This is a genomic window from Pseudomonas syringae, assembly GCF_021606685.1.
GTDB classification, from domain to species: domain Bacteria; phylum Pseudomonadota; class Gammaproteobacteria; order Pseudomonadales; family Pseudomonadaceae; genus Aquipseudomonas; species Aquipseudomonas syringae_R.
The window spans coordinates 1-25,603 of the sequence record NZ_WKCB01000074.1 but is presented as its reverse complement, the minus strand read 5'-3'; the positions used below and the strand labels follow the sequence as shown (position 1 = coordinate 25,603).

23 protein-coding genes are annotated in these 25,603 nt (G+C 62.2%); 9 read left to right on the top strand and 14 right to left on the bottom strand.

All coding sequences use genetic code 11. The annotated features are described in order from the left end of the window. The first annotated feature begins 75 nt into the window (after nt 1-75). From GIW02_RS22135 to GIW02_RS22125, 3 genes are all read left to right on the top strand, one after another. A complete protein-coding gene (locus tag GIW02_RS22135; protein ID WP_236419573.1) occupies nt 76-1,326 on the top strand; it encodes an OprD family porin in 1,251 nt (416 codons plus the stop codon). 163 nt (nt 1,327-1,489) lie between these two features. Next, complete coding sequence (locus GIW02_RS22130) at nt 1,490-3,004, top strand: M91 family zinc metallopeptidase (protein ID WP_236419568.1); 1,515 nt, start codon at nt 1,490-1,492, stop codon at nt 3,002-3,004. A gap of 128 nt (nt 3,005-3,132) precedes the next feature. After that, nucleotides 3,133-4,032 (top strand): polysaccharide deacetylase family protein, encoded by a 900-nt coding sequence (locus GIW02_RS22125; protein WP_236419569.1) that lies wholly within the window; start codon nt 3,133-3,135, stop codon nt 4,030-4,032. Between the two features lie 121 nt (nt 4,033-4,153). Here GIW02_RS22125 and pcaC read toward each other — a convergent pair whose 3' ends face one another. From pcaC to pcaR, 11 genes are all read right to left on the bottom strand, one after another. Further along, nucleotides 4,154-4,549 (bottom strand): 4-carboxymuconolactone decarboxylase, encoded by a 396-nt coding sequence (pcaC, locus tag GIW02_RS22120; protein ID WP_236419571.1) that lies wholly within the window; start codon nt 4,547-4,549, stop codon nt 4,154-4,156. Nucleotides 4,550-4,731: 182 nt separating this feature from the next. Then, on the bottom strand, nt 4,732-5,523 hold the full coding sequence (gene pcaD / locus GIW02_RS22115) for a 3-oxoadipate enol-lactonase (RefSeq protein WP_236417517.1): 792 nt from the start codon (nt 5,521-5,523) through the stop codon (nt 4,732-4,734). A gap of 10 nt (nt 5,524-5,533) precedes the next feature. Beyond that, complete coding sequence (locus GIW02_RS22110) at nt 5,534-6,898, bottom strand: 3-carboxy-cis,cis-muconate cycloisomerase (protein ID WP_236417518.1); 1,365 nt, start codon at nt 6,896-6,898, stop codon at nt 5,534-5,536. A 10-nt stretch (nt 6,899-6,908) separates the two neighbouring features. Then, nucleotides 6,909-8,204 carry an MFS family transporter gene (locus GIW02_RS22105; RefSeq protein ID WP_101267420.1) on the bottom strand — a complete coding sequence of 432 codons (1,296 nt, stop codon included), beginning with the start codon at nt 8,202-8,204 and terminating at the stop codon, nt 6,909-6,911. A gap of 204 nt (nt 8,205-8,408) precedes the next feature. After that, complete coding sequence (gene pcaG / locus GIW02_RS22100; protein ID WP_236417520.1) at nt 8,409-8,975, bottom strand: protocatechuate 3,4-dioxygenase subunit alpha; 567 nt, start codon at nt 8,973-8,975, stop codon at nt 8,409-8,411. A 1-nt stretch (nt 8,976) separates the two neighbouring features. Continuing rightward, nucleotides 8,977-9,681, bottom strand: coding sequence for a protocatechuate 3,4-dioxygenase subunit beta (pcaH, locus tag GIW02_RS22095; RefSeq protein WP_236417522.1), 705 nt, complete (start codon nt 9,679-9,681; stop codon nt 8,977-8,979). 17 nt (nt 9,682-9,698) lie between these two features. Next, on the bottom strand, nt 9,699-10,901 hold the full coding sequence (pcaF, locus tag GIW02_RS22090; RefSeq protein ID WP_236417587.1) for a 3-oxoadipyl-CoA thiolase: 1,203 nt from the start codon (nt 10,899-10,901) through the stop codon (nt 9,699-9,701). Beyond that, nucleotides 10,898-11,677 carry a CoA-transferase subunit beta gene (locus GIW02_RS22085; protein WP_236417524.1) on the bottom strand — a complete coding sequence of 260 codons (780 nt, stop codon included), beginning with the start codon at nt 11,675-11,677 and terminating at the stop codon, nt 10,898-10,900. The genes pcaF and GIW02_RS22085 overlap by 4 nt, the downstream gene beginning before the upstream one ends. Next, nucleotides 11,677-12,534, bottom strand: a complete 858-nt coding sequence (locus GIW02_RS22080) for a CoA transferase subunit A (protein WP_236417526.1) — start codon at nt 12,532-12,534, stop codon at nt 11,677-11,679. Before GIW02_RS22080 ends, GIW02_RS22085 begins: the two co-directional genes overlap by 1 nt. Before the next feature lie 266 nt (nt 12,535-12,800). After that, the gene (locus tag GIW02_RS22075; protein ID WP_236417528.1) at nt 12,801-14,141 is read right to left on the bottom strand and encodes an MFS transporter; all 1,341 of its coding nucleotides are present in this window, start codon (nt 14,139-14,141) and stop codon (nt 12,801-12,803) included. A gap of 149 nt (nt 14,142-14,290) precedes the next feature. Beyond that, nucleotides 14,291-15,133, bottom strand: a complete 843-nt coding sequence (pcaR, locus tag GIW02_RS22070) for a pca regulon transcriptional regulator PcaR (RefSeq protein ID WP_003189296.1) — start codon at nt 15,131-15,133, stop codon at nt 14,291-14,293. Nucleotides 15,134-15,655: 522 nt separating this feature from the next. Here pcaR and GIW02_RS22065 point away from each other — a divergent pair. After that, a complete protein-coding gene (locus GIW02_RS22065; protein WP_003172389.1) occupies nt 15,656-15,856 on the top strand; it encodes a hypothetical protein in 201 nt (66 codons plus the stop codon). Between the two features lie 322 nt (nt 15,857-16,178). Further along, nucleotides 16,179-17,654 carry an inorganic phosphate transporter gene (locus GIW02_RS22060; protein ID WP_236417552.1) on the top strand — a complete coding sequence of 492 codons (1,476 nt, stop codon included), beginning with the start codon at nt 16,179-16,181 and terminating at the stop codon, nt 17,652-17,654. Between the two features lie 1,203 nt (nt 17,655-18,857). Here the strand turns inward: GIW02_RS22060 and ccoM are convergent. Further along, entirely contained in the window at nt 18,858-18,974 is a 117-nt protein-coding gene (gene ccoM / locus GIW02_RS27400; protein WP_276145525.1) for a cytochrome c oxidase subunit CcoM, read from the bottom strand. Nucleotides 18,975-19,117: 143 nt separating this feature from the next. Continuing rightward, the gene (locus GIW02_RS22055) at nt 19,118-19,279 is read right to left on the bottom strand and encodes a hypothetical protein (RefSeq protein ID WP_010563587.1); all 162 of its coding nucleotides are present in this window, start codon (nt 19,277-19,279) and stop codon (nt 19,118-19,120) included. Between the two features lie 129 nt (nt 19,280-19,408). On the opposite strand from GIW02_RS22055, the gene GIW02_RS22050 reads away from it, so the two are divergent. From GIW02_RS22050 to GIW02_RS22040, 3 genes are all read left to right on the top strand, one after another. Then, a complete protein-coding gene (locus GIW02_RS22050) occupies nt 19,409-20,275 on the top strand; it encodes a LysR substrate-binding domain-containing protein (RefSeq protein WP_236422071.1) in 867 nt (288 codons plus the stop codon). A 90-nt stretch (nt 20,276-20,365) separates the two neighbouring features. Further along, nucleotides 20,366-20,836 (top strand): RidA family protein, encoded by a 471-nt coding sequence (locus tag GIW02_RS22045; RefSeq protein WP_236419546.1) that lies wholly within the window; start codon nt 20,366-20,368, stop codon nt 20,834-20,836. Beyond that, nucleotides 20,833-22,014, top strand: a complete 1,182-nt coding sequence (locus GIW02_RS22040; RefSeq protein WP_236419544.1) for an aminotransferase class V-fold PLP-dependent enzyme — start codon at nt 20,833-20,835, stop codon at nt 22,012-22,014. The genes GIW02_RS22045 and GIW02_RS22040 overlap by 4 nt, the downstream gene beginning before the upstream one ends. Here GIW02_RS22040 and GIW02_RS22035 read toward each other — a convergent pair. Continuing rightward, nucleotides 22,011-22,352: an aspartate-semialdehyde dehydrogenase gene (locus tag GIW02_RS22035; RefSeq protein WP_236419542.1), complete on the bottom strand. Its 342-nt coding sequence runs from the start codon at nt 22,350-22,352 to the stop codon at nt 22,011-22,013. The genes GIW02_RS22040 and GIW02_RS22035 overlap by 4 nt on opposite strands. 219 nt (nt 22,353-22,571) lie before the next feature. Between GIW02_RS22035 and rapA the strand changes: the two genes are divergently transcribed. Continuing rightward, nucleotides 22,572-25,418, top strand: a complete 2,847-nt coding sequence (rapA, locus tag GIW02_RS22030; RefSeq protein WP_236422069.1) for an RNA polymerase-associated protein RapA — start codon at nt 22,572-22,574, stop codon at nt 25,416-25,418. Nucleotides 25,419-25,603: the final 185 nt, after the last annotated feature.

Here is a 25,603-nt window from a genome sequence, read left to right as displayed (position 1 = left end):
CGATTGAACCGCCCCCGTACCGCCACGCACCATGGCCGCCACCTGCATAAACCCAATAACAACAGGTCCAACACCATGAGCACGTTCCGCCCGCGCCAGCTGTTGCTGGCAACCACTATCGCCAGCCTTGCCCTCCCCGTCGTCGCCGAAGAACACGGCTTTTTCGAAGACGCCAGCGCCAACCTCAACCTGCGCAATTTCTTCTTCAACCGCAATTTCACCAACCCGACCAAAACCCAGGGCGGCGCGCAGGAGTGGACGCAAAGTTTCATCCTCGACGCCAAGTCCGGCTTTACCCAGGGTACGGTCGGTTTCGGCGTGGATGTGCTGGGGCTGTACTCATTGAAGCTCGATGGCGGGCGCGGCACCGGGGGCACCCAATTGTTGCCGCTGGACCACGATGGCCGCCCGGCGGATGAGTTCGGTCGCCTCGGCGTGGCGTTCAAGGCGCGAATTTCCAAGACCGAAGTGAAGGTAGGCGAATGGATGCCGGTGCTGCCGATCCTGCGTGCGGACGATGGCCGATCCCTGCCGCAAACCCTGCGCGGCGGGCAGATCACCTCCAGGGAAATCGACGGCCTGACGCTGTATGGCGGCCAGTTCCGCGCCAACAGCCCGCGCGACGACAGCAGCATGACCGACCTGTCGATGGTCGGCAAAGCCGCGTTCACTTCCGACCGTTTCAACTTCCAGGGCGGCGAGTACGCGTTCAACGACAAGCGCACTCAAGTCGGCCTGTGGAATGCGCAGCTCAAGGACATCTACCGCCAACAGTTCGTCAACTTGACCCACAGCCAGCCGGTGGGGGACTGGACCCTGGGCGCCAACCTCGGGTTCTTCTACGGCAAGGACGACGGCAGCGCGCGTGCCGGCGAACTCGACAACAAGACCTGGTCCGGTCTGTTCTCCGCCCGTTACGGCGGCAACACCTTCTACGTCGGCCTGCAAAAGCTCACCGGCAACAGCGCGTGGATGCGCGTCAATGGCACCAGCGGCGGGACCCTGGCCAACGACAGCTACAACGCCAGCTACGACAATGCTCAGGAAAAATCCTGGCAGGTGCGCCACGACTACAACTTCGTCGCCCTCGGCGTGCCCGGCCTGACCTTGATGAACCGCTATATCAGCGGCAGCAACGTGCACACCGGCACCATCACGGACGGCAAGGAATGGGGCCGCGAAAGCGAATTGGGCTACACCGTGCAAAGCGGCAGCCTCAAAAACCTTACGCTGCGCTGGCGCAACTCCAGCATGCGCCGCGATTACAGCAACAATGAATTCGATGAAAACCGGTTGATTGTCAGCTATCCCTTGGGCCTGCTGTAGTCAGTCCACAGGCCGGTTGAATGTTTTCATCTGATTGCCGGGTGGAACACATCCTGCTCATGGGGAACATAGAGATAAACCTGCCGCCCGGTGCGGCAGGCCACTCTCTCCCGCGTTGATGGGGGAGCTGACAACCGCCCATCAATCCTCGAAGGCAGCGCCATTGACCCGCATCGATTTTCGCCATTTTCCCGCCAGCATCCCAAGCGACTTGCCTGCCAGCGCTTCGGCGTCGGCCTACGAGCCTCCCGTCAGGACCGCCGAGCACGTGCGAAACCCCATCCAGGTTAAAGCCAGCAGCCTGATCAAAAATGGCAACCTTCATGCGAGCCGCGTTATCACCTGGGATCTCGGGCATCCCGAGCAGTCGCAAATACTGCGCGACACCCTGCTGATTGACACCGGCAACCGTTCAGACGTCGTGCATATCGGCAACCACCCCAGTGGGCAACTGCGGGTCAGCGTGAATGGCCAAGCCTATCTCCTCAAGCCCTCGGACAAGCAGGATGGGCCGCCGCCGCTGCTGCACATCCGGACTCACGGCGGCAATGACCGGGTGCGGATCGACAGGGATGTAGAGGTTGCCGTCAAAGTCGAAACGGGCGACGGTAACGACCACATCCAGGCTGGCGGCGGCAGTACCTGGCTGTTCGGCGGTGCCGGCAACGATACCCTGCGGCTGGGCGAAGGCACGGGATACGCCGAAGGCAATACTGGCAACGATCTGATTATCGGGGGCACCGGCAGCCACGTGATGTATGGCAACGACGGTAATGACCGGCTAGACGCCGGGGCTGGCCCCGTCGGCAAGCAGAGTTACCTGGATGGCGGCCAGGGCGACGACTATTTGCGCGCGGGAGGTGGCCACACCATCATGAATGGCGGCCGAGGCGATGACGTGCTGGTGGGTCATGATCGCACCACGTTCTATACCGGCCAAGGTCGCGACAGCGTCCGGGCCAAGGGTGGAAGAAATCTCATCTATGGTAAGGCCGGCGACCGCCTTTACGGGGCTCATCGGTCAATCATCACCCAGGTAACACCCAATACCGCAGGCACCCAGGGCCTGACGGTTGAAGGTTCGGAGGCCTTCAGGCAACGCGTCGCGGATGACCTTCAATTGCTGCGTAGCTCGCCCAGCGGCCAGGCAATGCTCAAGGAACTGGACGCTGCGGCCAGCAGGAACAATGCACCTGTCACGATCAAGGAAGAAATCCATGTTGACGACAGTCGCTACGTATTCGGCAGCCAGGCATTGACCGAGCGCGAGCAAAACGGCTCGGTCGATCAAGACGACCCCGTCAACGGCGTCATCAAGGATGGCGTAGCGGGCTCCCCGGCAACCCAGGCGCATATTTTCTATAACCGCTCGTCCCTGCACCTGACACCTGGCAATGTGGCCCCTCCCGTGACCACCCTTTACCATGAACTGGCACACGCCTATAACGGCGCAAATGGCACGTTTCTCCCCGGCATCACCCTGGAAGGAGAGCCAAGCGAGTCGCAACGCAGTGTCGCCAATGATGAGCGTCAGGCCATTGGCCTTTTAGCCGACGCGCCGCCGTTCGACTTCGATAACAACCCCGACACGCCAGCGACGTCAACCAACCCCAAGCCGTTTACCGAAAACACATTGCACGAAGAAATGGGCCGGCCATTGCGTACTCGTTACTCCTGAGAGCCGAAACCGGTTGATCGTCAGCTACCCGCCAAGTCTGCTGTAAACCGGCGTCAAACTTGCTGTATGGTGCGCGCCTGCCGCTGCTGATCCACCCAGCAGCGGCCTTACCCGAGCCCGCACCCGCCATGAAATCCGTTGCTGCCGCACTCGCTGTATTTGCCCTGGCCGTGAGCCTGAGCGGCTGCATCGGCGCGCCCATCGCCCTGACGCCGCAGACCGAACAACGCCTGCAAGCCCAGGCCCCGATCCGCTTTCTGCTGACCTTCGATGACGGCCCCAGCGCCTCGGGCTACAACAACCCGAGCCGTTCGGTGCTGGCCGACCTGGCCGACAACCCCGTGCTGCCGGGCATCAAGGCGGTGTTCTTCCTGCAGACCGAAGCCGGCCGTTCCGGCGGCAGCGCGCGCGGGCGCAAAACCATGGAGCGCGAATACGCTGCCGGCCACGTCCTGGCCTTCCACACGGCCACAGGCTTTCATACCAACCATCGCTGGCTGAGTGACGCCGAACTGGAACGCACCCTCAGCCAGGGCGCGGCGGACATTGCCTCGATCACCGGCCGCCCGCCCCTGCTGGTGCGCCCGCCGTTCTGGAACTACGACCGACGTACCTTCGCCGCGTACCAGCGCCATGGCATGCAGGTATTGCTCACCGACTTGAGTGCCAATGACGGCAAGATCTGGGGGTTCAACGCCAGCCCACGCCGTCGCGCCAACCTGTATCGCCAATTATCGGTGGTGCGCGAACGCATCGCGTTGGGTGAACTGCCGACGGTAGACGGTGTGATCCCGGTGGTGGTGACCTTCCACGACATCAACCGCTACACCGCGCGGCATATGCAGGAGTATTTGCAGATCCTGCTCGACAGCGCGCGCATCAACGGCATGAAGACGGCTGCCGAGCCTTTCTTCACCGATCACGCCGCGCTGGAACGTGCGGCGTTGGCACGTACGGTCAAGGATGTGAGCGAGCCGGTGCACCTGCCGGGGGTGTGGAACTGGGTGTGGGATGCGGATTCCCACTGACACACCAAAACAAGTGTGGGAGGGGGCTTGCTCCCGATAGCGCTGGTTCAGCTACAGATGTGTGCACTGACACTCCGCTATCAGGGGCAAGCCCCCTCCCACATTTTGACCACATTGCAACTCAGGCTTCGCGCGACTCGATGCCCAGCTCATCCCACACCGACTCGGCCAGGTGGAACGTGGCATTCGCCGCCGGTATCCCGCAGTAGATCGCGCTCTGCATCAGCACTTCCTTGATCTCGGCGCGGGTCACGCCGTTGCTGGCGGCGGCGCGCAGGTGCAGCTTGAGTTCTTCGCTGCGATTCATGCCGATCAGCATGGCGATGGTGATCAGGCTGCGCGTGTGCCGAGGCAGGCCGGGGCGGGTCCAGATGTCACCCCAGGCGTGACGGGTGATCATTTCCTGGAACTCGCTGTTGAACTCGGTCAGGGCGTTCAGGCTGCGGTCGACATGGGCATCGCCCAGTACTTCGCGGCGCACTTGCAGGCCCTCGGCGTAACGTTGCTTCTCGTCCACAAAAAACTCCTTACTCAATTCGATTCAGGCTCGATCACCTGTGGCGAGCGGGCTTGCCCGCGTTGGGCTGCGCAGCAGCCCCAGAAAGGTCCAAGCAGGCTTGCCGTGAAATTTGCTTTGCAGGTTTTGGGGCCGCTTCGCTGCCCAACGCGGGCAAGCCCGCTCGCCACGATAGAAGTGCGTTAACGTGCCAGCAAAAACTCCAACACACGGTTACTGAAGGCTGCGCCGGCTTGCACGTTGGACAGGTGCGCGGCATAGAACTCGGCGTATTCGGCGCCCTGGATGTGGTTCTGGATAAAGTGGCTGCCCGCCGGCGGTGTGACGGCGTCTTCGGTGCCGGCGATGACCAGGGTCGGCACTTTGATCGTGGGCAACTGATGGCGAAAATCCGCATCACGCACGGCCGCACAGTTGGCCGCGTAACCCTCGGGCGAGGTGGCCGCAAGCATGTCGGTAATCTGCTGGGCTTGGTGCGGGTTGGCCGCCGCGAAATCGGCGGTGAACCAGCGTGCAATCGAGGCATCACGCAGGGCCACCATCGCGGCCGCGCCGTCACGCAGCACCATGTCGATACGCGGATTCCAGATCTCCGGCGTGCCGATCTTGGCGGCCGTGTTGCACACCACCAGGCGCTGCAGGCGCTCGGCGGCATTGATCCCCAACCATTGCCCGATCAAGCCGCCCATGGACAACCCGCAGAAATGCGCACGCTGGATCCCCAGCGCATCCAGCAGCGCGATCACGTCGCGGCCAAGCTGTTCGATACTGTAAGGCCCCTCGGTTACCAGGGATTTGCCGTGGCCTCGGGTGTCGAAACGCAACACGCGAAAATGCTCGGTGAACGCCGGGATCTGGATGTCCCACATATGCAGGTCGGTGCCCAACGAGTTGGACAGCACCAGCACCGGCGCGTCATCGGGCCCGTCCAATTGGTAATGCAGGTCGCCGTCGGCGAGATGTACAAATGCCACAAGGGCCTCCTTAGGCAGTCAATGCAAAGTGTTCGGTTACGGCGCGGGTGACCCACGTATGCGCCTGGCCCAGGTAACGGGCCGGGTCGAGGAGGCGGTCCAGTTCGGCCGCTGACAACTCGGCGGTCACTTGCGATTCTTCCGCCAGCACCGCCCGTAAATGGCGGCCCTCGGCGACGGCACGTTTGCAGCAGCGCTCCAATAAATGGTGCGCGGTTTCCCGGCCCAAGCGTTGGGCCAGCACGATGCTCACGGCCTCGGCCAGCACCAGGCCCTGGGTCAAGTCGAGGTTTTGCGCCATGCGTTCAGGGTCGACTTCCAGCCCTGTGCTGACCAGCAACGCCTGTTTCAGCGCGCCGGAGACCAATCGACAGATTTCCGGCAGGGTTTCCCACTCGGCGTGCCACAGGCCCAGGCTGCGTTCGTGCTCCTGGGGCATGGCGCTGAACATCGTCGCCACCAGCCCAGGCACACGGGTGGCCGCACTGATCAATACGGCAGCGCCCACCGGGTTGCGCTTGTGCGGCATGGTGGATGAGCCGCCCTTGCCCGGCGCCGATGGCTCGAACACTTCCGCCGCCTCGGTCTGCATCAGCAAGCTGATATCCCGCCCCAGCTTACCGAGGCTGCCGGCGATCAGGCCGAGCACGCTGGCGAACTCCACCAAGCGATCACGCTGCGTGTGCCAGGGTTGCTCAGGCAAGCGCAGTTGCAACTCCGCAGCAAGCGCCTCGGCCACCGGCATGGCCTGCTCGCCCAGCGCCGCCAACGTGCCGGAGGCGCCGCCAAATTGCAGCACCAGCAGGCGTGGCTTGAGTTCGGCCAGACGCTGCCGACTGCGCGTCACTGCGCCCAGCCAACCGGCGATCTTCATCCCCAGGGTCACCGGTGTTGCATGCTGCAACCAGGTCCGCCCGGCCAATGGCAGCGCGGCATAGCGCTGCGCCTGGGTGGCGAGAATCTCACCCAATTGCGCCAGGTCCGCTTCGATCAATTCCAGCGCACGCCTGGCTTGCAGCACCAGGCCGGTGTCCATCACGTCCTGGCTGGTGGCGCCCAGGTGCACAAAGCGTTCAGCCTCGGCGTCCTCGTCGGCAATCAACTTGCCCAGCGCCTTCACCAGTGGAATCGCCGAATTCCCCGCCGTGGCAATCGCCACGCCCAGGGCATCGACGTCATACAGCGACGCCAGGCACGCCTGGGCAATCGGTGCCACGGCGGCCTGCGGAATCAACCCAACCCGCGCTTGCGCCCGCGCAAGCGCCGCTTCGAAATCCAGCATGCCCTGCAAACGTCCCTGGTCACAGAACACCTCGGCCATGCTGTCAGCGGTGAAGTAAGCGTCGAACAGTTGATTGCTCGTGCGCAGCGTCATAAACCATCCCTTACAAATCGTGGTGCAAGTACGCCGCCTGTTTCGGCAGGCGCAAGCTGAACAGGAAGGCCACCGCCATCATCGCGGTAACGTACCAATAGAAGGTGTTTTCCATGCCGATGGATTTCAGGCTCAGCGCGACCACTTCCGCCGACCCGCCAAACACCGCATTCGCCACCGCATACGCCAGGCCTACGCCCAAGGCACGCACCTGGGGCGGGAACATCTCCGCTTTGACCAGGCCGCTGATGGAGGTATAGAAACTGACAATCGCCAGCGCCAGAGTGATCAGCACAAAGGCCAGGAACGGGCTGCTGACGGTTTTCAGGGTCAACAGGATCGGCACCGTGAACAGGGTGCCAAGGCCGGCAAACCAGAGCATCGAATTACGTCGGCCGATCTTGTCCGCCAGCATGCCGAAAAACGGCTGCATGCACATGTACAGGAACAATGCGCCGGTCATGATGTAACTCGACGTCTTGGCGTGCATGCCCACCGTGTTCACCAGGTATTTCTGCATGTAGGTAGTGAACGTGTAGAAAATCAGCGAACCGCCGGCGGTGTAGCCCAGCACGGTGATAAACGCAGCCTTGTGATCGCGAAACAGTGCGGCGATGCTGCCGGCGTCTTTGTCTTCGCGCATTTCCTTGCTGCTGGTTTCTTTCAGGGTGCGACGCAGCAACAGCGAGATCACCGCCGCAATGGCGCCGATCACGAACGGAATGCGCCAGCCCCAGGCGCGCAGCTCTTCTTCGCTGAGGATCTGTTGCAGGATCACCACCACCAGCACCGCCAGCAACTGCCCGCCGATCAGGGTCACGTACTGGAACGAGGCAAAAAAGCCGCGCTGGCCCTTGAGCGCAACTTCACTCATGTAGGTGGCCGTGGTGCCGTACTCGCCGCCCACCGACAAGCCCTGGAACAGGCGCGCCACCAGCAGCAGGATCGGCGCCCAGACGCCAATGTCGTTGTAGGTCGGCAAAAAGGCGATGACCAGCGAGCCGGCGCACATCATCAGCACCGAGATCATCATCGAGTTCTTGCGTCCGTGTTTGTCGGCCACACGCCCGAACAGCCAGCCGCCAATCGGTCGCATCAGGAAACCGGCGGCGAACACGCCGGCGGTGTTGACCAGTTGCACGGTGGGGTTGTCCGACGGGAAAAACGCGGGGGCGAAGTAAATGGCGCAGAAGGCATATACGTAGAAGTCGAACCATTCAACGAGGTTGCCGGAGGAGGCGCCGACGATCGCAAAAATCCGTTTGCTGCGTTCTTCTCCGGTGTAGTGACTGGTCGTTGTTGTCATGGTTTTTTCACTCAGTGGGAACGGTTATAGCCTAGACATACTTTGCAACAAGCTCGTTCCGCTACACGACTTTTGGATGGGTGTTGGCTGAACCGGCCTCATCGGGGGCAAGCCCCCTCCCACACTTGATAGGCGGCGCGGTCAAAATGTGGGAGGGGCGGTGCGACGATTCGACTTGCCCCCGATAGGGCCCTAGAAGATCACTCAATAATCAAAGAACACCGTTTCCCTATCTGTCCCCTGCAAAATCACATTCCACTGATACACCCCTGCCCCATCCTGCTCGGCAATCAAGGTACTGCGCCGCTGCGCCGGCACACACGCCAGCAACGGGTCATCCGCATTCAGCGGCTCACCGTCAAAATAAATCCGCGTCAGCAGGTGTTTCACCAACCCACGCGCAAACACCAGCACCACCAGGTGCGGCGCCTGGGTCGTACCTTTGAGCCCCGGCACACTGCCCGGCTTGACCGTGGTAAAGCGAAAACGCCCCTCGGCATCCACCGGCACGCGGCCGAAACCTTCGAAGTTAGGGTCGACGGCTTTGTCCTGTTCATCCTCAGGGTGATCGTACTTGCCAGCAGCATTCGCCTGCCAGACCTCCAGCATGGCGTCGTTGACGACATCACCGTTGCCATCCACCACTTGCCCGCTGATCGCCACGCGTTCGCCAAGGGTGGCGGGCACGGTCAGGTCTTCGCGGTTCAGCCAGGTCAGGCCGATGTGGTAATACGGCCCGACGGTGTGGGACGTGGTTGCGTTGAGTGTCATCTCATTTCTCCATCGGCGTGGCGTCGCGGCCGCGCAGGACGATGTCCCAGCGGTAGCCGAGGGCATAGGAAGGAATGGTTTTTTCAAGGTCGAAACTGGCGATCAAGCGTTCCTTGGCCGAGGTGTCCGGCACGCAGTTGTAGATCGGGTCGTATTCCAGCAGCGGGTCACCGGGGAAATACATCTGCGTGACCAGGCGCGTCAGCACGCTCGGGCCGAACAGCGAAAAGTGGATATGCGCCGGGCGCCATGCGTTGTGGTGGTTGCCCCACGGGTAGGCGCCGGGCTTGATGGTCTGGAACTGGTACCAGCCATCGGCGTCGGTGACGGTGCGCCCGGTGCCGGTAAAGTTCGGGTCCAGCGGCGCGTCATGCAGGTCGCGTTTGTGGTTGTAGCGACCGGCGGCGTTGGCCTGCCAGATCTCGACCAGAATGCCCGGCACCGGCAGGCCGTTCCCATCCAGCACACGCCCGTGAATGATGATGCGCTCGCCTTGCGGCTCGCCCTCATGTTGGGCCGTGAGGTCGTTGTCCTTCTCGTTGACCCGCTCGGCGCCGATGCTCGGGCCGGTGATTTCCGACAAGGAATGGGGCAGGAACACCAACGGCTGGGACGGCGAACGCAGGTTCGTCGACTGGTACGCCGGGTGCAGGTAATCAGGTTGAGTGCCCGCTTGCGGGCGCCGGTAACCGGGCTTGTCACTCATGGAGCAATCCTCTCTTATTAGATGCGTTCAATGGCCAGGGCCAAGCCTTGGCCGACGCCGACACACATGGTCGCCAGGCCTTTACGGCCGCCGGTTTTCTCAAGTTGGTGCAGCGCAGTCAGCACCAGCCGTGCGCCACTCATGCCCAGCGGGTGGCCAAGGGCAATGGCGCCGCCGTTCGGGTTGACCTGGGGCGCGTCGTCGGCAATGCCCAACTCACGCAACACCGCCAGGCCTTGGCTGGCGAAGGCTTCGTTGAGTTCGATCACGTCAAAGTCGGTGACCGCCAGGCCCAGGCGCTCCACCAGTTTGCGCACCGCAGGCACCGGGCCGATGCCCATCACCCGTGGGGCGACACCGGCGCTGGCCATGCCCAAGACCCGGGCGCGGGCGGTCAGGCCGTGTTTTTTCACGGCGTCGGCAGAGGCGAGAATCAACGCCGCCGCACCGTCGTTGACGCCCGAGGCATTGCCGGCAGTCACGCTCTTGTCCGGGCCATTGACCGGTTTGAGCTTGGCCAAGGCATCCAGGGTGGTGTCCCGTGGGTGCTCATCGTGCTCCACCACGGTTTCGCCTTTTTTATGCGCGACCCGTACCGGCACGATTTCTTCCGCGAAAAAGCCGGCGGCCTGGGCGGCGGCCGTGCGTTGCTGGCTGCGCAGGGCGAAGGCGTCCTGGTCGGCGCGGGACACGTTGTAATCGTCGGCGACGTTGTCGGCGGTTTGCGGCATCGCATCCACGCCGTACTGGGCCTTCATCAACGGGTTGATAAACCGCCAGCCGATGGTGGTGTCTTCGAGCTTCATATTGCGTGAAAACGCTGCATCAGCCTTGCCCATCACGAACGGTGCGCGGGACATTGACTCGACGCCACCGGCAATCGCCAGCTCCATTTCGCCGCTGGCGATGGCGCGGAACGCGGTGCCGATTGCATCCATGCCCGAGGCGCACAAACGGTTGAGGGTCACGCCGGGAATACTCTCCGGCAGGCCCGCCAGCAGCGAGGCCATGCGCGCCACGTTGCGGTTGTCTTCACCGGCCTGGTTGGCGCAGCCGAGGAATACCTCGTCCACCGCGTTCCAGTCCACGGACGGGTTGCGCTCCATCAGCGCCTTGATCGGCAGCGCCGCCAAGTCATCGGCGCGCACCGTGGCCAGGCCACCGCCGAAACGGCCGATGGGGGTACGGATGGCGTCACAGATAAATACGTCGCGCATCAGGCTTCTCCAGGCGCTTGGCCATGGGCGGCGGCGGTGCGGGCTTCGAGGTCACGCAAGGCCGTCAGCTCTACTTCCGTCGGTTCGGCGGTGGTGGCGACCTCCTCGGCAAAACGAATCGCCCAACCGGTGGCCGCCGCCACTTGCTCGCGGGTCACGCCAGGGTGCAAGGCGGTGACCACGAACTCGTGGGTGCCCTCCTCCGGTTCCATGATGCAAAGGTCGGTAATAATTCCCACAGGGCCAGCACCCGGCAAGCCCAGGCGTTTGCGCGAATCGCCGCCTTCGCCGTGGCCGACCGAGGTGATGAAGTCCAGCTTGTCCACAAACGAGCGGGACGATTGCTTGAGGATGATCAACACGCTCTTGGCCGAACCCGCGATCTCCGGCGCGCCACCGGCACCCGGCAGGCGCACTTTGGGCTGGTGGTAATCACCGACCACGGTGGTGTTGATATTGCCGAAACGGTCGACTTGGGCGGCGCCGAGGAAACCTACGTCGATGCGCCCGCCTTGCAGCCAGTAGCGAAAAATCTCACCGGTGGGCACCACGGTGTCGGCGGTTTCCGCCAACTCGCCATCGCCGATGGACAGCGGCAACACCGAGGGCTTGGCGCCAATCGGGCCCGATTCGTAGATCAACACCACATCCGGCGACGAGGTCAGGCGCGCCAGGTTGGCCGCCTTGGACGGCAAGCCGATGCCCACAAAGCAGACGGCGCCGTTCTTGAGGCGGCGGGCGGCGGCGACGGTCATCATTTCATTGGTCGAGTAAGCCATTACTTGGCCTCCTGCGCGGTGGCCAGTTTGGCCTGGAATTCACTGAAATCGGCAGTGCCGTGGATGTATTCGTCGATCCAGGCGGTAAAAGTCCCACGGTCGCGGGCAATCGGGTCCCACGCCTGGTAGAAGCGGTTGTCGCGCTCGTTGTAGCCGTGGGCGTAGGACGGGTGTGCGCCGCCGGGTACATGGCACACCGCAGTCAGGGCCCAGGTCGGCAGCACGCAGCTGTTCATCGGCGCGTTGAGGTCATCGACGATTTCTTCGACGGTAACGATGCAGCGCTTGGCCGCCAGCGCGGCTTCCTTCTGCACGCCGAGAATGCCCCAGAGCAACACATTGCCTTTGCGGTCGGCCTTTTGTGCGTGGATCACGCTGATGTCCGGGCGTACCGATGGCACCGCCGCCAGCACTTCGCCGGTGAAGGGGCAGGTCACGGTCTTGATCAGCGGGTTGACCTTGGGCAGGTCGGAACCGGCGTAGGCGCGCAGCACCGCAAAGGGTAGGCCCGAGGCACCGGCGACGTAGGCGTTGGCCAGGTCGGCGTGGCTGTGCTCTTCGATCTCCAGCGGTTGCGGCCATTGCTTTTCGACCGCGTCGCGCAGGCGATGCAGCGAGCCCACGCCAGGGTTGCCGCCCCAGGAGAAAATCAACTTGCGGGCGCAGCCGGCGCCGATCAACTGGTCGTAGATCAGGTCAGGCGTCATGCGCACCAGCGTCAGGCCTTTCTTGCCCTGACGAATGATTTCATGACCCGCTGCTGTAGGGATCAGATGAGTGAAGCCTTCCAGTGCGACGGTATCGCCGTCGTTCACGAATCGCTTCACCGCGTCACGCAGCGCAAGTATTTCAGCCATGGGGTTGGGCTCCCGGTGTGGATCGAAAAAGGCGCTGAGGTGGCGCCAAGTGCATGAAGGTTAAGCCGGGAAAATAGGCCAAACAATCCGATAATCGACTATCCGTTCGATTATCGAACAGATTGTTACCTAGCTAATCTTCAGGTGAACTCGGTCAAAGGTGGGAGGCGGCTTGCCCCGATTTGGGTGGGTCAGTTGATTAATCTCTAACGGCCCCACTGCAATCGGGAGCAAACTCCCTGCCACATTTTTAACCGCGTGCGACCTCAGGTCGCGTCGGCGTGGCTGACCATGCCTTTGATGACCACTGCCGCCGTGGCCACTGCAGCCGGAATCACCAAGGCTGTCAGCACCTGCTCGAAGTTCCAGCCCAGGCCCAGCAACGTGGCGCCCATCCACGCGCCGAGGATCGCGCCGAAGCGCCCGATGCCGAGCATCCACGACACGCCGGTGGCGCGACCTTGGGTCGGGTAGAAGCGTGCGGCCAGGGACGGCATCGCCGATTGCGCACCGTTGACGCACATGCCGGCGATCAACACCAAGGTCGCCAGTAAGGTGATATTGCCCAGGCTCTGCCCTACCGCGTAGGCAAACACTCCGGCCAACAGATAGAAGGTGCCGATAACCTTGTGAGGGTTAAACCGGTCCATCGCCCAGCCCACGCCGACAGCACTCAACACGCCCCCGAACTGGAACAGCGCGCCGATAAACGCGGCCTGCTCGAGGCTGGCGCCGCTGTCGCGCATCAGCGTCGGCAGCCAACTGGTCAGCAGGTAAACAATCACCAGGCCCATGAAGTAGGTGAGCCACAGCAGCAAGGTGCCGGCGCTGTAGGTGCCGGAGAAGATCACCGCGAATACGTTGCGCGCCTTGACGGTGGTTTGCTCCGGCACGCTGAAACCGCTGGCCTGGGCGACAACAGTGGGCTCGATCGGTAACAGCGCTTTACGCACCTTGTCGGCTCCACGGTTGCGTACCACCAAGTAGCGCGCCGACTCCGGCAGCCAGAGCATCAGCACTACCACCAGAATCAACGGCAGGATGCCGCCGATCATCAACAAGGCATGCCAGCCGAACGCCGGGATCAGCTTGGCCGAGATAAACCCGCCCCCGGCCATGCCCAGGTTGAAACCACAGAACATGCTGGTGACCAACAACGACTTGTGGCGTTCGGGGGTGTATTCGGAGAGCAACGTGGTGGCGTTCGGCATACCGGCGCCCAGGCCCAACCCGGTGAGGAAGCGCAGCACCAGCAATTGGTCGACATTGCTGCTGTAGGCCGACGCCAGGCTGAAGGCACCAAACACCAGCACGGCGCCGACCAGCACCACCTTGCGCCCGAACCGGTCAGCCAGCGGCCCCGAACCGAGCGCACCGAAGACCATGCCGATCAACGCGGCACTCATCACCGGCCCGAGGCTGGCGCGGTCGATGCCCCAATCCTGAGAAAGCGCAGGCGCGATAAAGCCCATGGCGGCGGTGTCGAGGCCATCGAGGAAGACAATCAGGAAACACAGGATGACCACGCGCCATTGATAGCGTGACAGCGGTTGGGCGTTGATGAAGGACTGGACGTCCAGGGGGGTACCGACAGAAGGCTGATTCATTATTTTTATTCCACACCGAGGGCGGGCATACGACCTGAGGTCGTCGTTATTATTGGCGGCGGCCCCCAGAGGAGCGCTGCCGCACATTAATAAGCCAGGGGAAACACCGTCAATTCATCACACCGGGATCTGTGCGGTCACCGAACAACTTAGGCAAACAGTTGCGCACTCAGCTCTCGGCTGGCACTGAGCATGCTCGGCAAAAACCTCTGCTCTAACTCGCTGCGGCTGACCCTGCCGGCGTGGGTGCTGACGTTCAGCGCAGCCAGCACTTGACCTGAGGCGTCGTACACCGGCACGGCGATGGAGCGCAGGCCCTGCTCGAGCTCTTGGTCGACGATGCACCAGCCCTGCTGCCGCACTTGTTGCAAGCATTCGAACAAGGCCTGGGGCGTGGTCAGCGTGCGGCTGGTCTTGGTTTGCAGGTCGGCATGATCGAGGTAATCCTGCAGCGAGGCATCATCGAGTGCCGCGAGCAGGATGCGCCCCATCGACGTGCAATACGCCGGCAAGCGCCCGCCCACCGACAAATCCACCGATATCAGGCGCTGGGTGGTGGCCGAACGCGCGATATAGAGGATGTCGTCACCTTCGAGGGTGGCCATGTTGCAAGCTTCGTGAAGTTGCTCGCTCATGCGGTCCAGGTAAGGCTGGGCCGACACCGCCAGCGGTGTGGATGACAGGTAGGCATGGCCGAGGGTCAGGACCTTGGGCAACAACGAATACGTGCGCCCGTCCGTGGTGGCGTAACCGAGTTTGATCAAGGTGTGCAGGCAACGGCGTACGGCAGCGCGGGGGATTTCGGTGCGATGGCTGATCTGGGCGATGGTGAGGTGGCGCTTGCGCTCCTGGAACGCCTGCACCACGGCCAGGCCACGAGCCAGTGAGGTCATGAAGTCCGGGTCACCGGTAAACGCCTGGATGCGCTTGGCCGGGGAGGCAACGATCGGCGGCGCGACTGACGCGAAAGAGTTGCGCAATTGATCGTTCATGTCGGGTTCCTTTCTCTTATTGTCAACCACAGGGGAGGTTTGGCGGCTATTACAAGCCGCGTCAGCCGAGATGCACAAGTCACGGCCGCCAACATTGGGCGATTATCGGACGGCCATTCGATAATCGCAAACCGCCAACGCGTCTCCCGGCGCCGCCTGCGAAGTTACAAAAGTGTCTGTCGCCGACTAACAGTTGCGTGGAACTAATAGCGTCAGACTTTCCACCTATATCAGTGGTGTTACAAACCGCCCACACAACGTTGACGCTTTTTAACTTTATGTCGATAGTGTTATCCGGATGCGCCGCTATAATGCACCCTGTGCCCGGGCCTGCCCGGCTTTACACTAAGGACCGGTACGCAGCAGGTGTTACAGATACCGTGCATTGCCGATCGCAACTACCTGCCCTGACTCAATGCAACCGCCAGTCTCCCCGTGTGCCTGTTTCAACCGGGAACATCGCGAGGGCGGCATTCAGTCATAACGCTGCACTGTCATTACTCAACTCAATTAGGTAACAACGTGACGAAAGATGAACTGCGCGCGGAACTTGAGCGCCAGGAGCAACGTTACAAGGACGTTTACGGCGGGGAAGTCACCACCTACGCCGCCCAGCCTGAACCTGAGCGCAAACCCTGGCGCAAACGAGCCAGCCTGCTCGACCAGGCATTTGCCCAGGAAATCCAAAAGATTGAACAGGAACTCAAAGCCGAAGAGCCCTGAGCGATTCGGTCACGGGTTCCAGGGTCTTGCTGTCTGCGCCGGTGGAGTACGCCTCGCATCGACGCCCACTGGTCGGTCGCCTACCGCCACCAGCGATTTTTCGTACAAATGTTTCAGACATGACGTTTTGATGACGAAAGCCCGCCTTTTCGGCCCCGCGCGTTATAAATCAAAGACTTGCCAAAGCCCCGAAAACCCTGGGATCGGCAGCGTTCGACCGACTTTTTTCAATGAAGATTGTTACCGATGAGCAGCTAGTGCATCGATTACTGAGGTTTTCTGGCATAATCGCGCCCCCTTACGACCGGGTCAGAAAACCTTCATGATCGATTTATTCAGCGGACTGGATGCCTGGGTTCTAGTGAGCCTGTTGCTCGCCCTCGCCTTTGTCCTCGCCTTCGAGTTCATCAATGGCTTTCATGACACCGCTAACGCGGTGGCCACAGTCATCTATACCAAAGCCATGCCGCCGCACCTGGCCGTGTTCTTCTCCGGGGTGTTCAACTTCCTCGGCGTGTTGCTCGGTGGTGTCGGTGTCGCCTACGCCATCGTGCACTTGCTGCCGGTGGAGTTGCTGATCAATGTGAACACCGGCCATGGTTTGGCGATGGTCTTCTCGTTGTTGGCCGCGGCGATCACCTGGAACCTGGGCACCTGGTATTTCGGTATCCCCGCCTCCAGCTCCCACACCCTGATCGGCTCGATCCTCGGTGTCGGCCTGGCCAATGCGCTGATCAACGATATCCCCTTGGCTGACGGTGTGAACTGGCAGAAGGCGATTGATATCGGCGCGTCCCTGGTGTTCTCGCCGATGGCCGGTTTCCTGGTCGCAGCCCTGGTGCTGATCGGCCTGAAATGGTGGCGCCCGCTGTCGAAGATGCACAAGACCCCGGACCAGCGCCGCAAGCTTGACGATAAAAAGCACCCGCCATTCTGGAACCGCCTGGTCCTGGTGATTTCCGCCATGGCCGTGAGTTTCGTGCACGGCTCCAACGATGGTCAGAAAGGTATCGGCCTGATCATGCTGGTGCTGATCGGTATCGTACCGGCGCAGTTCGTACTCGACTTGGGCAGCACCACCTACCAGATCGAACGGACTCGCGACGCCACCCTGCACCTCAACCAGTTCTACCAGCGCAACCACGAGACGCTGGGCGAGTACCTGGCGTTGGGCAAAAGCGTGAAGAACGACCTGCCGGGCAAGTTCCAGTGCAACCCGCAGCAGACCGAACCGACCATCGAAGCGTTGCTGGGCACGTTGAAAGGTGTGTCCGACTACCACTCGCTGACGGCCGATCACCGCATTGAAGTGCGTCGCTATCTGCTCTGCCTGGACGACACCGCGAAGAAAGTCGGCAAGCTGCCAGGCCTGGATGCCCGTGAGAAGTCCGACCTCGACAAGCTGCGTAAAGACCTGACCGCCACCACCGAGTACGCACCGTTCTGGGTGATCCTCGCGGTCGCACTGGCCCTGGGCCTGGGCACCATGGTGGGTTGGAAGCGTGTGGTATTGACCATCGGTGAGAAGATCGGCAAGCAGGGCATGACCTATGCCCAGGGCATGTCGGCGCAGATCACCACGGCGACCATGATTGGCTTTGCCAATATCTTCGCCCTGCCGGTGTCTACCACCCATGTGTTGTCTTCCGGTGTGGCCGGCACCATGGTCGCTAACAAAAGCGGGCTGCAGGGGGGGACGGTCAAGACCATTCTGATGGCTTGGGTGTTGACCTTGCCTGCCACTGTGGCGCTGTCGGCTGGGTTGTTCTGGCTGGCGTCCAAGGCGCTGGGTAGCTGATAGGCTGTGGTTTGGCTTTAGCTTTAGAAGAAGGCGTGATCTTGTTGGAGATCGCGCCTTTTTTTATGGTGGGTTGGGGGAGTACATATCCGTTATTGCGGTCACGGCTGATATGGGTTCCGCTCTTACAGCGGGTCACTTTTGGAAAAGAGCCCCAAAAGTAACCAAAAGGGCTCTTGCCCCAACACTCGGCACCTCGCTCACGCTCGGTGTGCCCTCACTCCGGCTTTGGAGCGTGGGCCGCCGCGATGGGCCATCCATGGCCCAGCGCGGCTAACCCGGCGTCCTGCCGGGTTGCCCACGCTCCAAAGCCTGCGTTCGGCCAGCGTGTTTAATGGGGCGCCTAAGATCACGATCAAAAGCTTCAGATCAAAAGATCGCTGACTTCGTCAGCGCAAAGGATGTAAGGGCCAGATCAAAAACACAGCCAAGAGAGGCGGCCTGGCAGCCGGCCTGATCGTTGAAGCCTCACTCGGTTCAAATGTGGGAGGGGGCTTGCCTGCGAAGGCATCAATCCGGTGTGCCTGATGTACCGCGGCGCCTGCATCGCAGGCAAGCCAGCTCCCACAAAAAAGCAAAAAAAACAGATCAAGAACACAGCGAGGCGGCCTGACAGTCGATCTGATCCTTGAAGCCTCACTCGGTCAAATGTGGGAGGGGGCTTGCTCCCGATAGCGGTGGATCAGCCAATGCATCTGTGACTGCCCCACTGCTATCGGGAGCAAGCCCCCTCCCACATTTTGACCGCAATCAAAAGGCGCAACTCCGGTCGGGTCCAACGCCGCCAAGCCCGCCCACAACCCGCGCTTTTGCTCTACACCACTCAGGCCGGCTGTCAGGCCGCCGTGCTTTTGATTTTGATCTTAGGCGCCCCATTAACCACGCTGGCCGCACGCGGGCTTGAATCCGTGGGTAACCCGGCAGGACGCCGGGTTAGCCGCGCTGGGCCAAGGATGGCCCATCGCGGCGGCCCACGGATTCAAGGCTGCGTGCGGGCACACCGAGCCGGAGGCGAGGTGCCGAGTGGTGGGGCAAGAGCCTTTTGGTTACTTTTGGGCTCTTTTCAAAAGTGACCCGCTGTAAGAGCGGAACCAATCCCCGCCATCACCAAAAAAACGGATATTCACACCAAAAACCAGCCAAAAAAAAAGGGCAACCTAAGTCGCCCAAAATGCCTTGCGTGCTCATATAACCCAGAAGAACTTACGGTTCTTTACGCTTATTAGCGTCCTTCCAGATAAAAATCCCAAACCCTACAAAAAACAACACCATGAGGCTGACAGTCAGCACCCCGGCAAATACCACATTATCGATAAACATGACCGGCCTCCTGCACGTGCCCTGTTGCGATAGGGCTAAGTTAATGCAGAAGCCGGATTGGAAAATTGACGAGGATCAATGTCACCCACAACGGGGCGTAAAGAAGGGCAATAACTGACCTGCATCAACCGATGCCAGGCATTTCAACGCTTTTTCGGCTTGTTCTTCGATTTCTTCTTCACTTTGCCCAAGGGCATCGCCTGCTCAAACGCTTGGCGCACTTCATTCAAGCGCTTGTCATTCAGGTCATGCACACGCTTGGCGCGCTCGGCGTTCAGGTCGATCAACTTGTCGTCATCACTCATGGCTTGGCTTACGTCGTGGCGGAGATGGCCCAATAATGCGGCCTGCCCCGCTCGACGGCAAATCAGCGGGCGACAAAAGGCAGCCCATCACACAAAATCGACGCTTTGCGAACCAGGAGGTGCACTGAGGTGGCACTGCACAAGGACCTTCCGCCGCTACTGGCCCTGCGCGCCTTTGAAGCCGTAGCGCGGCACTTGAGTTTTATCAAGGCGGCGCATGAGTTGTCGGTAACCCAGAGCGCCCTCAGCCATCAGGTGCAAAAACTCGAACAGCACCTGGGCAAACCGCTGTTTATCCGACGCACCCGTGCGATCGATCTGACAGCCGACGGCCAACGCTACTACGCCGAAATCCGCCCTGCTCTCGATGCCATCGCGGCCGCCACCCGCAGCCAACGCGTCGCGCCGAGTGTCACGGTGTTGCGCATCGGCTTGCTGGCATCCTTTGCCACGCTGTGGCTGGCGCCGCGCCTGGCCGGGTTTCTCAATCGCTACCCGCATATCCAGGTGGAGCTGTTGCCCGCGATTCAATTGGCCAACGTCGCGGGCGCCGAGGTTGACCTGGCGATCCGTTACGGCAAGGGCGATTGGCCCGATGTACACGCCACTCGGCTGATGCCGGAAATTATCTCCCCCGTGTGCAGCCCGGCGTTCAAGGCAATGCACGACAGCCCGCTGCTGATGGCCACTTCGCACCGCCCATTTGAATGGACCGATTGGTCCGAGCACTATCAGGTCGACCTCACCCGCCACCCCCGCGTGATGCTGCATGATTACAACATCGTGGTCGAAGCCGCTGTGGCCGGCCAGGGCATCGCCATGGGCCGTCACCGTTTGATCGAGCGCAGGCTCCAGGACGGTAGCCTGGTGCAAGCCTTCGATTGGCCGCCGTATCACAGCGACATCGGCTATTGGCTGATCGCGCCCCAAGGTGCCCCCAGTGAAGCCGCCGCGTGCTTCAGCCAGTGGTTGACGGAAACCTGCCGCGACGCGTGAGTTATTTCGATACGTCGTGTGAGATCTATCCGTTTGTCGCCCATCGCCGCAGCCAACATGCTCAAACTTCTTACCCCAGGAGGATTGACCATGAGCGACTCCCTGCGCCAACGCGTGCAAGCCCTCGGCCTGACGCTGCCAACCCCCGGCCAGCCGGCGGCCAATTACATCAACTACGCAGTCAGCCAGAACCAGCTGTTTATCTCCGGACAAATTCCGCTGCTGGAGGGCAAACCCGCCTTCCTTGGCCGGCTCGGCGAATCCCTCAGCGATGAAGAAGGCACCCAGGCGGCGGAGCTGGCCGCACTGGGCCTGCTGGGGCAATTGAGCGCTGCACTGGGGGATGACCTGTCGCGCTTGGTGCGCACGCTGCGCCTGGGCGTCTTCATTGCCAGCAGCGGCGATTTCCAACGCCAGAGCGCGGTCGCCAACGGGGCCTCGAACCTGTTGGTCAATGCCCTCGGCGACAAGGGTCGGCATGTGCGCACCGCCGTGGGTGTGGCCAGCCTGCCGGCCGGCGTCGCCGTAGAGGTCGACGGGATTTTCGAGCTGCAACCGTGAGCCTGCTCGACGTCCAGCAACTGCGCGCGGCCACGCCCGGCTGCCAGTCCGGCATCGTGCACTTCAACTCGGCCGGTGCTTCGCTACCGAGCCAGGCCACCCTCGATGCAATCGTCGACCAGCTGCAACGCGAGGCCCGCGACGGCCCGATGGAAGCCGGCGAGCACGGCGCCATACTGATGGAAAAAGCCCGCTGTGCAGCCGGGCAATTGCTCAACGCGCCGCCCGCCTCGATTGCCTTTGCCAGCAGCGGCTCGAGCGCCTGGAGCATGGCGTTCCAGGCGCTCGGCCCGTGGCAACCTGGCGATCGGATTCTAGTGGGCCGTCACGAGTGGGGCGGCAACCTGGCGAGCATGGCCCTGGCGGTGCAGGCCGGTGCGCGGGTAGAGGTCATCCCTTGCGACGCCAGCGGCGCTGTCTGCCCGCAGGCATTGGAGTCGATGATTGATGCTCAGGTGAAGCTCATCGACCTGACCTGGCTGCCGGCCAACGGCGGCCTGATCAACCCCGCCGAGGCCATTGGCGCCATCGCCCGGCGTCACGCCATCCCCTACTTCATCGACGCCGGGCAAGCCGTCGGCCAGCTACCGGTGGATGTGCAGGCGCTGCAGTGCGATGTGCTCAAGTCGGCCGGCCGCAAACACCTGCGCGGGCCACGGGGCACGGCGCTGCTGTATGTGCGCCCGGCCTTTGTGCAGCACCTGAACCCGGCCCAGCGCGATGTGTTTTCAGCACCGTGGAGCGCCCAGGGGTTCGACCTGCGCAACGATGCACGCCGCTTTGAAACCAGCGAAGTGTCTTACGCCCTGTTGGCCGGCCTGGGGAATGCGTTGCAAGAGATCAATCAACTGGGGATAGCGCGGGTGTGGGAGCAGGTTTCATGCACCAGCGCGCGAATCCGCGAAGCGCTGCGTCAGATCCCGGGGGTTTCGCTGCATGACTTGGGCACGGCTCACTCCGGATTGATCGCCTTCAACCTGGCCGGCTGGGACGCCTTCGAACTCAAGCGCAGCATGGCGCTCAAGCGTATCAACATCGGCGCCAACGGCGTGGCCTACACCCCGCTGGACATGCAGGCGCGTGGCCTGGCCAGCATCGCGCGGATCGCCGTCAGCCCGTTCAATAACGACGACGATATCGAGCAATTGGTCGCTGCCCTGCGCCAATTGCGCGGTTAAACCTCGACGTCCACCCACAAGCCCTGGCGCGGCGCATCTTCGATCAGCGGCACCACCGGCACGGTGTTGTCGGCATTCAGTAGGTCGCCGGGGATCGCCAGGTGTACTTCAGGGTCTTCGTCGGCTTCGCGCCGGCGTTTCTGCTGCTCCTGCTGGCGGCGCTGTTCTTCACGCAAGAGGAACGTCGACTGCTCGGCATCGCCCTTTTTCAGGTCGATCGTGCTTTCGTTGGAGCCTGGCTGTACCGGCACCACGGGCGGGATATCCGGCTTCTGGCGCACCGGGTCAAGTTGCGACGTAACCGGCACAACGCTGACGGGCAGCATGGGTGGCAACATAATAGTTATTCTCCTGATCATCAGGCTGTCGGCGGGCCAGGCGCCGACTTGAGTTCGGGCTCGCCAACCTGTGACCCAGTCGACACTCGCAAGTGCCCGCCACCCGTCGATTGAGGCTGCGAACCCGCGTGCAAACGGAGTAGTTTTTGTCAGAGTCCTTGGGGGTGGGGCCTTGTTCCGTTAAGATAGTCGGCTTTTTCACGGCGGGAGTCAGGCAGCATGGCGCAGCAGTATCAACCGGGGCAACGCTGGATTAGTGACAGCGAAGCAGAGCTGGGGTTAGGCACCGTTCTGGCACAGGACGGGCGCTTGTTGACCGTGCTCTATCCGGCCACTGGCGACACTCGCCAGTATGCGCTACGGAATGCGCCCCTCACTCGCGTGAGGTTCTCGCCGGGTGACTCGATCACCCATTTCGAAGGCTGGAAAATGACCGTGCAGCAAGTCGACGACGTCGACGGCCTGCTGGTCTACCACGGCCTCAATGGGCAGAACGAGCAGGTCACCCTACCGGAAACCCAACTGTCGAACTTCATCCAGTTCCGCCTGGCCAGCGACCGTCTGTTCGCCGGGCAAATCGACCCGCTGGCCTGGTTCTCGCTGCGCTACCACACCCTGGAACACACCAGCCGCCAGTTGCAGTCCGCGCTGTGGGGCCTGGGTGGCGTGCGTGCGCAACCTATTGCTCACCAACTGCACATCGCCCGTGAAGTCGCCGACCGTATCGCGCCACGGGTCTTGCTGGCCGACGAAGTGGGCCTGGGCAAGACCATCGAAGCCGGCCTGGTAATCCATCGCCAGCTGCTGTCGGGCCGCGCCAACCGTGTGCTGATCCTGGTGCCGGAAAACCTGCAGCACCAGTGGCTGGTGGAAATGCGCCGCCGCTTCAACCTGCAAGTCGCGCTGTTTGACGAAGAACGCTTTATCGAAAGCGATGCCACCAACCCGTTCGAAGACACCCAGCTGGCACTCGTCGCCCTGGAGTGGTTGGTGGACGACGAAAAGGCCCAGGACGCGCTGTTCGCCGCCGGTTGGGACCTGCTGGTCGTCGACGAAGCCCACCACCTGGTGTGGCACGAAGAAAAAGCCAGCCCGGAATACGCGCTGGTCGAGCAACTGGCCGAAGTCATTCCCGGTGTGCTGCTGCTGACCGCCACCCCGGAACAACTGGGCCAGGACAGCCACTTCGCACGTCTGCGCCTGCTCGACCCGAACCGTTTCCACGACCTGCAAGCCTTCCGCGCCGAGAGCGAGAACTATCGCCCGGTCGCCGAAGCCGTGCAGGAGCTGCTGGACAAGGGCCGCCTGTCACCGGCTGCGCACAAGACCATCCAGGGTTTCCTGGGTAACGAAGGCGAAGCACTGCTCACCGCCGTCAACGATGGCGACACCGAGGCCAGCGCACGCCTGGTACGTGAGCTGCTCGACCGCCACGGCACCGGCCGCGTGCTGTTTCGCAACACTCGCGCCGCCGTGCAAGGCTTCCCCGAGCGCAAGCTGCACGCCTACCCGATGCCGAACCCGGACGAATACCTGGAACTGCCGCTGGGCGAACACGCCGAGCTGTACCCGGAAGTCAGCTTCCAGTCGCAGCCGGACGTCGAAGAAGAGAACCGCTGGTGGCGCTTCGACCCACGGGTCGAATGGCTGATCGACCAGCTGAAAATGCTCAAGCGCACCAAGGTCCTGGTGATCTGCGCCCACGCCGAAACCGCCATGGACCTGGAAGACGCCCTGCGCGTGCGCTCCGGCATCCCGGCCACGGTGTTCCACGAGGGCATGAACATCCTCGAGCGTGACCGCGCCGCCGCCTACTTTGCCGATGAAGAGTTCGGCGCCCAGGTGCTGATCTGCTCGGAAATCGGCAGTGAAGGTCGCAACTTCCAGTTCTCCCATCACCTGGTGCTGTTCGACCTGCCGTCCCACCCCGACCTGCTGGAGCAGCGGATCGGCCGTCTGGACCGGATCGGCCAGAAACACGTGATCGAACTGCACGTGCCGTACCTGGAAACCAGCCCGCAAGAGCGCCTGTTCCAGTGGTACCACGAGGCGCTGAACGCGTTCCTCAACACCTGCCCGACCGGCAACGCCTTGCAGCATCAGTTCGGCCCGCGCCTGCTGCCGCTGCTGGAAAACGCCGACGACGGCGAGTGGCAAGCCCTGATCGACGAAGCCCGCGCCGAGCGTGAGCGCCTGGAGCAAGAGCTGCACACTGGCCGCGACCGTTTGCTGGAGCTGAACTCCGGCGGTGCCGGTGAAGGCGACGCACTGGTTGAGGACATCCTTGAGCAAGACGACCAGTTCGCCCTGCCGATCTACATGGAAACCCTGTTCGACGCCTTCGGCATCGACAGCGAGGACCATTCGGAAAATGCACTTATCCTCAAGCCCAGCGAAAAAATGCTCGACGCCAGCTTCCCGCTGGGCGACGACGAAGGCGTGACCATTACCTACGACCGTAACCAGGCACTGTCGCGCGAAGACATGCAGTTCATCACCTGGGAACACCCGATGGTGCAGGGCGGCATGGACCTGGTGCTGTCCGGCTCCATGGGCAACACCGCCGTGGCGCTGATCAAGAACAAGGCGCTCAAGCCGGGCACGGTGTTGCTGGAACTGCTCTACGTCAGTGAAGTGGTCGCCCCACGCTCGCTGCAGCTGGGTCGCTACCTGCCACCGGCCGCGCTGCGCTGCCTGCTGGATGCGAATGGCAACGACCTGTCGGGCCGCGTGTCGTTCGAAACCCTCAACGACCAGCTGGAAAGCGTGCCACGCGCCAGCGCCAACAAGTTTATCCAGACCCAGCGTGATCAGCTGACGCCACGGATCAACGCCGGCGAAGAGAAAATCACCCCGCGTCACGCCGAGCGTGTGGCCGAGGCTAAACGCCGCCTGGCTGCGGACACCGACGAAGAGCTGGCGCGCCTGACCGCGCTGCAAGCGGTCAACCCGACCGTACGCGACAGCGAACTCGTTGCCCTGCGCAACCAACGCGAGCAAGGCCTGGCCATGCTCGACAAGGCGGCGCTGCGGTTGGAAGCGATTCGGGTGCTGGTGGCGGGTTGATAGTTACCCTGCCCGACTGAAAAACACTGTGGCGAGCGGGCTTGCCCGCGTTGGGCAGCGAAGCGGCCCCCAAACCCCAAACCCGTTTTTTTTGGAGAAAAGTGGGGGTCGGATTTGGGGCGCTTCGCCGCCCCACCCCGGGCAACCCCCCCCCCCCAAATAACTTTTAGCTTTATCTGCAAACA

Coding starts and splice junctions, on each gene's coding strand:
- GIW02_RS22105 (WP_101267420.1), bottom strand. CDS start 8,204: ATGACAACAACGACCAGTCACTACACCGGAGAAGAACGCAGCAAACGG.
- GIW02_RS22110 (WP_236417518.1), bottom strand. CDS start 6,898: ATGACGCTGCGCACGAGCAATCAACTGTTCGACGCTTACTTCACCGCT.
- GIW02_RS22060 (WP_236417552.1), top strand. CDS start 16,179: ATGATCGATTTATTCAGCGGACTGGATGCCTGGGTTCTAGTGAGCCTG.
- GIW02_RS22080 (WP_236417526.1), bottom strand. CDS start 12,534: ATGGCTGAAATACTTGCGCTGCGTGACGCGGTGAAGCGATTCGTGAAC.
- GIW02_RS22135 (WP_236419573.1), top strand. CDS start 76: ATGAGCACGTTCCGCCCGCGCCAGCTGTTGCTGGCAACCACTATCGCC.
- rapA (WP_236422069.1), top strand. CDS start 22,572: ATGGCGCAGCAGTATCAACCGGGGCAACGCTGGATTAGTGACAGCGAA.
- pcaR (WP_003189296.1), bottom strand. CDS start 15,133: ATGAACGATCAATTGCGCAACTCTTTCGCGTCAGTCGCGCCGCCGATC.
- GIW02_RS22055 (WP_010563587.1), bottom strand. CDS start 19,279: ATGAGTGATGACGACAAGTTGATCGACCTGAACGCCGAGCGCGCCAAG.
- GIW02_RS22085 (WP_236417524.1), bottom strand. CDS start 11,677: ATGGCTTACTCGACCAATGAAATGATGACCGTCGCCGCCGCCCGCCGC.
- GIW02_RS22075 (WP_236417528.1), bottom strand. CDS start 14,141: ATGAATCAGCCTTCTGTCGGTACCCCCCTGGACGTCCAGTCCTTCATC.
- GIW02_RS22125 (WP_236419569.1), top strand. CDS start 3,133: ATGAAATCCGTTGCTGCCGCACTCGCTGTATTTGCCCTGGCCGTGAGC.
- GIW02_RS22035 (WP_236419542.1), bottom strand. CDS start 22,352: ATGTTGCCACCCATGCTGCCCGTCAGCGTTGTGCCGGTTACGTCGCAA.
- pcaH (WP_236417522.1), bottom strand. CDS start 9,681: ATGAGTGACAAGCCCGGTTACCGGCGCCCGCAAGCGGGCACTCAACCT.
- ccoM (WP_276145525.1), bottom strand. CDS start 18,974: ATGTTTATCGATAATGTGGTATTTGCCGGGGTGCTGACTGTCAGCCTC.
- GIW02_RS22045 (WP_236419546.1), top strand. CDS start 20,366: ATGAGCGACTCCCTGCGCCAACGCGTGCAAGCCCTCGGCCTGACGCTG.
- pcaG (WP_236417520.1), bottom strand. CDS start 8,975: ATGACACTCAACGCAACCACGTCCCACACCGTCGGGCCGTATTACCAC.